The organism is Pseudomonas sp. HMWF006, from assembly GCF_003061205.1.
Taxonomy (GTDB): Bacteria; Pseudomonadota; Gammaproteobacteria; order Pseudomonadales; family Pseudomonadaceae; genus Aquipseudomonas; species Aquipseudomonas monsensis.
In genome coordinates, this window is record NZ_QAIU01000394.1 from 4456 (window position 1) to 9180 (window position 4725).

Annotated in this window: 6 protein-coding genes; 3 read left to right on the plus strand and 3 right to left on the minus strand. The window is 61.5% G+C overall.

Annotated elements, in window-relative coordinates; genetic code table 11:
• Window positions 1–509 (plus strand): response regulator transcription factor (locus tag DBR24_RS16125; protein ID WP_256591548.1); only part of this gene is annotated, 509 nt, incomplete at its 5' end.
• A 4-nt stretch (window positions 510–513) separates the two neighbouring features.
• Window positions 514–1815, plus strand: coding sequence for an ATP-binding protein (locus DBR24_RS16130; protein WP_123468450.1), 1302 nt, complete (start codon window positions 514–516; stop codon window positions 1813–1815).
• Window positions 1816–1908: 93 nt separating this feature from the next.
• On the opposite strand, the gene DBR24_RS16135 is transcribed toward DBR24_RS16130, so the two are convergent.
• The 3 genes from DBR24_RS16135 to DBR24_RS16145 form a co-directional block, all read right to left on the minus strand.
• The gene (locus DBR24_RS16135) at window positions 1909–2670 is read right to left on the minus strand and encodes an anti-sigma factor (RefSeq protein WP_128615259.1); all 762 of its coding nucleotides are present in this window, start codon (window positions 2668–2670) and stop codon (window positions 1909–1911) included.
• A complete protein-coding gene (locus DBR24_RS16140; protein WP_371921304.1) occupies window positions 2670–3152 on the minus strand; it encodes a sigma-70 family RNA polymerase sigma factor in 483 nt (160 codons plus the stop codon). Before DBR24_RS16140 ends, DBR24_RS16135 begins: the two co-directional genes overlap by 1 nt.
• Before the next feature lie 63 nt (window positions 3153–3215).
• The gene (locus DBR24_RS16145; protein WP_128615261.1) at window positions 3216–3749 is read right to left on the minus strand and encodes a tetratricopeptide repeat protein; all 534 of its coding nucleotides are present in this window, start codon (window positions 3747–3749) and stop codon (window positions 3216–3218) included.
• Between the two features lie 159 nt (window positions 3750–3908).
• Here DBR24_RS16145 and DBR24_RS16150 point away from each other — a divergent pair, with 159 nt between their 5' ends.
• On the plus strand, window positions 3909–4682 hold the full coding sequence (locus DBR24_RS16150; RefSeq protein ID WP_123468458.1) for a class I SAM-dependent methyltransferase: 774 nt from the start codon (window positions 3909–3911) through the stop codon (window positions 4680–4682).
• The last annotated feature ends 43 nt before the right edge of the window (window positions 4683–4725 follow it).

Genomic DNA, 4725 nt, shown 5'->3' on the forward strand with positions numbered 1-4725 from the left:
GCCTGTTGCGTGCCGATTCGGCGACGCTGCCGATCCTCATGCTCACCGCCCGCGATGACAGTCACGATCAAGTGCTGGGCCTGGAAATGGGCGCCGACGATTACGTCACCAAGCCATGCGAACCCCGGGTGTTGCTGGCGCGGGTGCGCACCCTGCTGCGCCGCAGCAGCCTTGGCGAACCGCTGACCGCCAACGACCGCATTCTGATGGGCAATCTGTGCATCGACCTGTCCGAGCGCACCGTGACCTGGCGCGATCAGCCGGTCGAGCTGTCGAGTGGCGAATACAATTTGCTGGTGGTGCTGGCGCGGCATGCCGGTGAGGTGCTGAGTCGCGACCAGATCCTGCAACGCCTGCGCGGGATCGAATTCAACGGCACTGACCGTTCGGTCGACGTGGCGATTTCCAAACTGCGGCGCAAGTTCGACGATCACGCCGGCGAAGCGCGCAAGATCAAGACTGTTTGGGGCAAGGGCTACCTGTTCAGCCGTTCCGAATGGGAATGCTGAGCTGATGTTTCGCATCCTGTTTCGCCTGTATCTGGTGACAATCGTCTCCTACAGCGCCGCGATCTATCTGGTGCCGGATCTGGTGGTCATGGCCTTCCGCGAGCGCTTCGTCACCTACAACCTCGACTATTCGCGCGGGCTGCAATCGCTGATCACCCGACAGTTTCACGCGGTGCCACACGATCAGTGGTCGGCGCTGGCGGCGTCGATGGACAAGGACTTCCAGCCGTTGCACATCGTCCTGGCCCGGATCGACGACGCCGGGTTTACCGCCATCGAACAGCAGCGCCTGCGTCGTGGCGAAAACGTGGTGCGCATTGGCGATTGGGGCTGGCGCACGCTGGCCGTCGCGCCGCTGGATGACACCACCGCCGTGCAAATGGTCGTGCCGCCCGACCCGATGGACGTCAATCTGTTGTACTGGAGCATCAACGTCTTGATTGGCGCGACCTTGCTGGCTTGCCTGTTGATGTGGCTGCGCCCGCACTGGCGTGATCTGGAACGTCTCAAAGGCACCGCCGAACGCTTCGGTAAGGGCCATCTGAGCGAGCGCACGAAAATCGCTCCGAGCTCCAACATCGGCAGCCTCGCCAATGTGTTCGACACCATGGCCGGCGACATCGAAAACCTGCTCAACCAGCAGCGCGACTTGCTCAACGCGGTGTCCCACGAACTGCGCACGCCGCTGACCCGTCTGGATTTCGGCCTGGCGCTGGCGCTGTCGGATGACTTGCCGGCGACCAGTCGCGAGCGCTTGCAGGGCCTGGTTGCGCACATTCGCGAGCTCGATGAGCTGGTGCTCGAATTGCTCTCCTACAGCCGCTTGCAGAACCCGGCGCAGTTGCCGGAACAGGTCGACGTGTCGCTGGACGAGTTCATCGACAGCATTCTGGGCAGTGTCGACGAAGAACTGGAGTCGCCGGAAATCGTCATCGACGTGTTGTTGCACGGGCAACTGGAACGTTTCGCGCTGGATCCGCGCCTGACTGCCCGGGCCATTCAGAACCTGCTGCGCAATGCCATGCGGTACTGCGAGAAGCGCATTCAGGTTGGCGTGCAGGTCAATGCCGAAGGGTGTGAGATCTGGGTGGATGACGACGGCATCGGCATTCCCGACGATGAGCGCGAAAGAATTTTCGAGCCGTTCTATCGCCTGGATCGCAGCCGTGATCGGGCTACCGGTGGATTTGGCCTGGGCCTGGCGATCAGCCGTCGGGCGCTGGAAGCGCAGGGCGGTACCTTGACGGTTGAAGGTTCGCCACTGGGCGGTGCGCGCTTCAGACTGTGGTTGCCCACCGCCGCCTGAGGCCGCGCGATTGCCCGCGCAGCGGCCAGCAAGGTCGACATCTTTATCGACTGACCTGCCGCCTTCGCGGGCAAGCCCGCTCCCACAAGGGATTTACGCCTGCAAGGCGTGCGAGCGTAACAACATGGCGCGTTGTTCCAACTCGTCAGCTGGATTGCGCCCGATCAACATCCACGCATGCTCACGCTCGGTCCAATACACCACATTCATTTCATGCCGACGCTCATGCGCCAACGGCTGACTGCCGCTGTTCGAACGGGTCACACACAGGGCCAGCGGGCCATGTTTCGCGTCGAGGTAAACGATCTGCGCGATGGGCACGCCGTCATACTCAAGCATTTGCGCCCGTTTGAATTCGGCCGCCGGCAGCTTCAACGCAGCGGGTGACAGGTTCAGGCCAAGACGCGCATCGACCTCGCGCAATTGCGCCCGTTGAGTGGCGTCATCCGTCGCTAGATGATCGAGCGTCTGCGGCACATACAGCGCCATGTAATCGCCCACCAACGCGCGCCAGTTGTTTGATTGCGCGGCATGCCAACCGAGAAACAACCGGTCAGCCAGCACGCCGCCGGCCACCAGCGCCGCCGCGGCGCCACCGATAAACCATCGCCGGCTCAAGCCCGGACGCTCCGGCGCAGGAATGGCATCCAGTCGGGCTTGCAGACGATCCAGCGGCGCTTGTTGCGCCAGTTCGTCATAGGCTTTTTTGTAGGGCAGGTTACTGCGCTGGAGCCACTGCACGCGCAGACTGAGCAATGGGTCTTCGGCGATGGCGTTGTCGAGTTGCTGGCGATGGTCGCGGTCGAGTTCGTCGTCCAGGTAAGCGACCAGTTGCTCATCCGAAGGTGTGTTCATCAGCGGTCTCCTTCGGTGGATTTCGGCACCGCTTGCAAGGGCGGGTATTCGGCGAGTTTCAGGCGGGCGGTGGCCAGTCGGCTCATCACCGTGCCGATCGGCACCCGCAGAATTTCGGCGACTTCGCGGTAGGACAGGCCTTCGACATAGGCCAGGTACACCGTCTCGCGCTGGGTTTCGGGCAACGCGTCGACACGACGAATCACTTGCGCCGCCATCACGTGGGTCTGCGCGGCGTACTCACCGTCGAATGCCAGTTGAGCGTCGGCATCGACCTGGCCCGCGCCTTGACGCACGCGACGGGCGCGCACTTCATTGAGCCAGATCGAATGCAGAATGCTCAGCAGCCAGCGATCCATGCGCGTGCCGGCCACGTACTGAGCCGAGCGCTCCAGTGCCCGAACGCACGTCGCTTGCACCAGATCCTCGGCCACATGCCGATTGCGCGACAGCAGCAAACCGTAGCGCCACAGGCGCGCCAGGTGCTGTCCGAGTTCTGCTCTGAAGGCCTGATCGCTGACGATGATGGCGGTCCTTATAAATGCTCAGGTTTTCGATGAAACGTTGATGGCCTCAGCCAGGTCCTGGTATTCCTCGCAGGCGGTGCCGCAAATCGACTTGATCTGCTGCAACTGCTCTTGCGCCAGGTCGACGCGGCCTTTGATCACATAGGCCTCGCCGAGGTATTCGCGCACTTGCGCATACTGCGGATCGAGTTTTACCGATTGCAGGTAATAACCGATGCCTTCGTCGGTGCGTCCCAGTTTGCGCGTGGCATAACCGCGGTAGTTCAGCGCCTTGGCCGTGTTCGGCTGTTTCAGCGTGTCGAGCAGCGCCAGCGCTTCTTCGTAGCGACCGGCCTTGGCCAGGCGGTAGGCATAATCGGTGCGGTCGGCGTCCGGCAACAGGCTGCTGGTTTGCAGCACGCACTTCTGCGATTTGCTGTCCAGGACCTGGCCTTTGGGGCATTCGGGTTTCTTCACCGGCGCTGCTTCATCACCGCTGGCGAAGGTCAACTGGCTCGACATCGCGGCGACCAGCAGCAACGGGGCGGCGAACATAACGGAACGGATAGTCATGGGCAAGGCTCCACAGAGGGTTATGTTTCACTATGAACACCACAGGGTGAAATTTTATTCATTGCTTTGTCAGTGACTGTTCAAGGCAGGCACAAATTCAAGCGCTATGCTCGTCCGCGTCTGCCGTCGATCCGAAGTTTGACCGTCAGGAGAATTGCCATGAACGATCAGGTCCATCACTCAGCCGCTGCCGGCTATAAAACCGCTGCCGAGACCTACGTCAAAGGACGGCCGGATTATCCGCCGCAAGTCAGTCAATGGTTGAGCGAGACGCTGGGTCTGGACCGTTACCAAACGGTGATCGACCTGGGCGCTGGCACCGGCAAGTTTACCGGTCGGCTGGTGGCGACGGGCGCGCAAGTGATTGCGGTAGAACCGGTGGCGCAGATGCTGGAAAAGCTCTCGGAAGCCTGGCCACAGGTATTGGCGGTGAGTGGCACAGCGACCGATTTGCCGTTGCCAGACGCTTGCGTGGATGTGGTGGTCTGCGCGCAGGCGTTTCACTGGTTCGCCAGTGCCGAGGCGCTGACGGAAATCGCCCGGGTTCTCAAACCTGGCGGCAAGTTAGGTCTGATCTGGAATTTGCGCGACACGCAAGTCAGTTGGGTGCCCAAGCTTGATGCGATCGTCAACGCCCTCGAAGGCGATACACCACGCTATTACACCGGCGCCTGGCGCAAGGCGTTTCCACATCCGGTGTTCGGGGCGCTGCAACTGCAGCAGTTTCACCATGGTCATACCGGATCGCCGGAAGACGTGATTGTCAATCGCGTGCGCTCGACCAGTTTCATTGCTGCGCTGCCGGACGCCCAACGGGCAAAAGTCGATGAGCAGGTCCGCGCGTTGATCGCTTCGGAACCGCAACTGCGCAACAAGGATGTGGTGACGGTGCCCTACGAAACTGCGGCGTTCGTGGCGGTAAAACAAAAATAAGTGCGCCCGATCTCCTGCACTGGCAATTGCTCGGGAAGGTGGG

What these genes read in the sequence shown, in the direction of transcription:
- DBR24_RS16130 (WP_123468450.1), top strand. Translation starts at nt 514, where the DNA reads ATGTTTCGCATCCTGTTTCGCCTGTATCTGGTGACAATCGTCTCCTAC.
- DBR24_RS16135 (WP_128615259.1), bottom strand. Translation starts at nt 2,670, where the DNA reads ATGAACACACCTTCGGATGAGCAACTGGTCGCTTACCTGGACGACGAA.
- DBR24_RS16145 (WP_128615261.1), bottom strand. Translation starts at nt 3,749, where the DNA reads ATGACTATCCGTTCCGTTATGTTCGCCGCCCCGTTGCTGCTGGTCGCC.
- DBR24_RS16150 (WP_123468458.1), top strand. Translation starts at nt 3,909, where the DNA reads ATGAACGATCAGGTCCATCACTCAGCCGCTGCCGGCTATAAAACCGCT.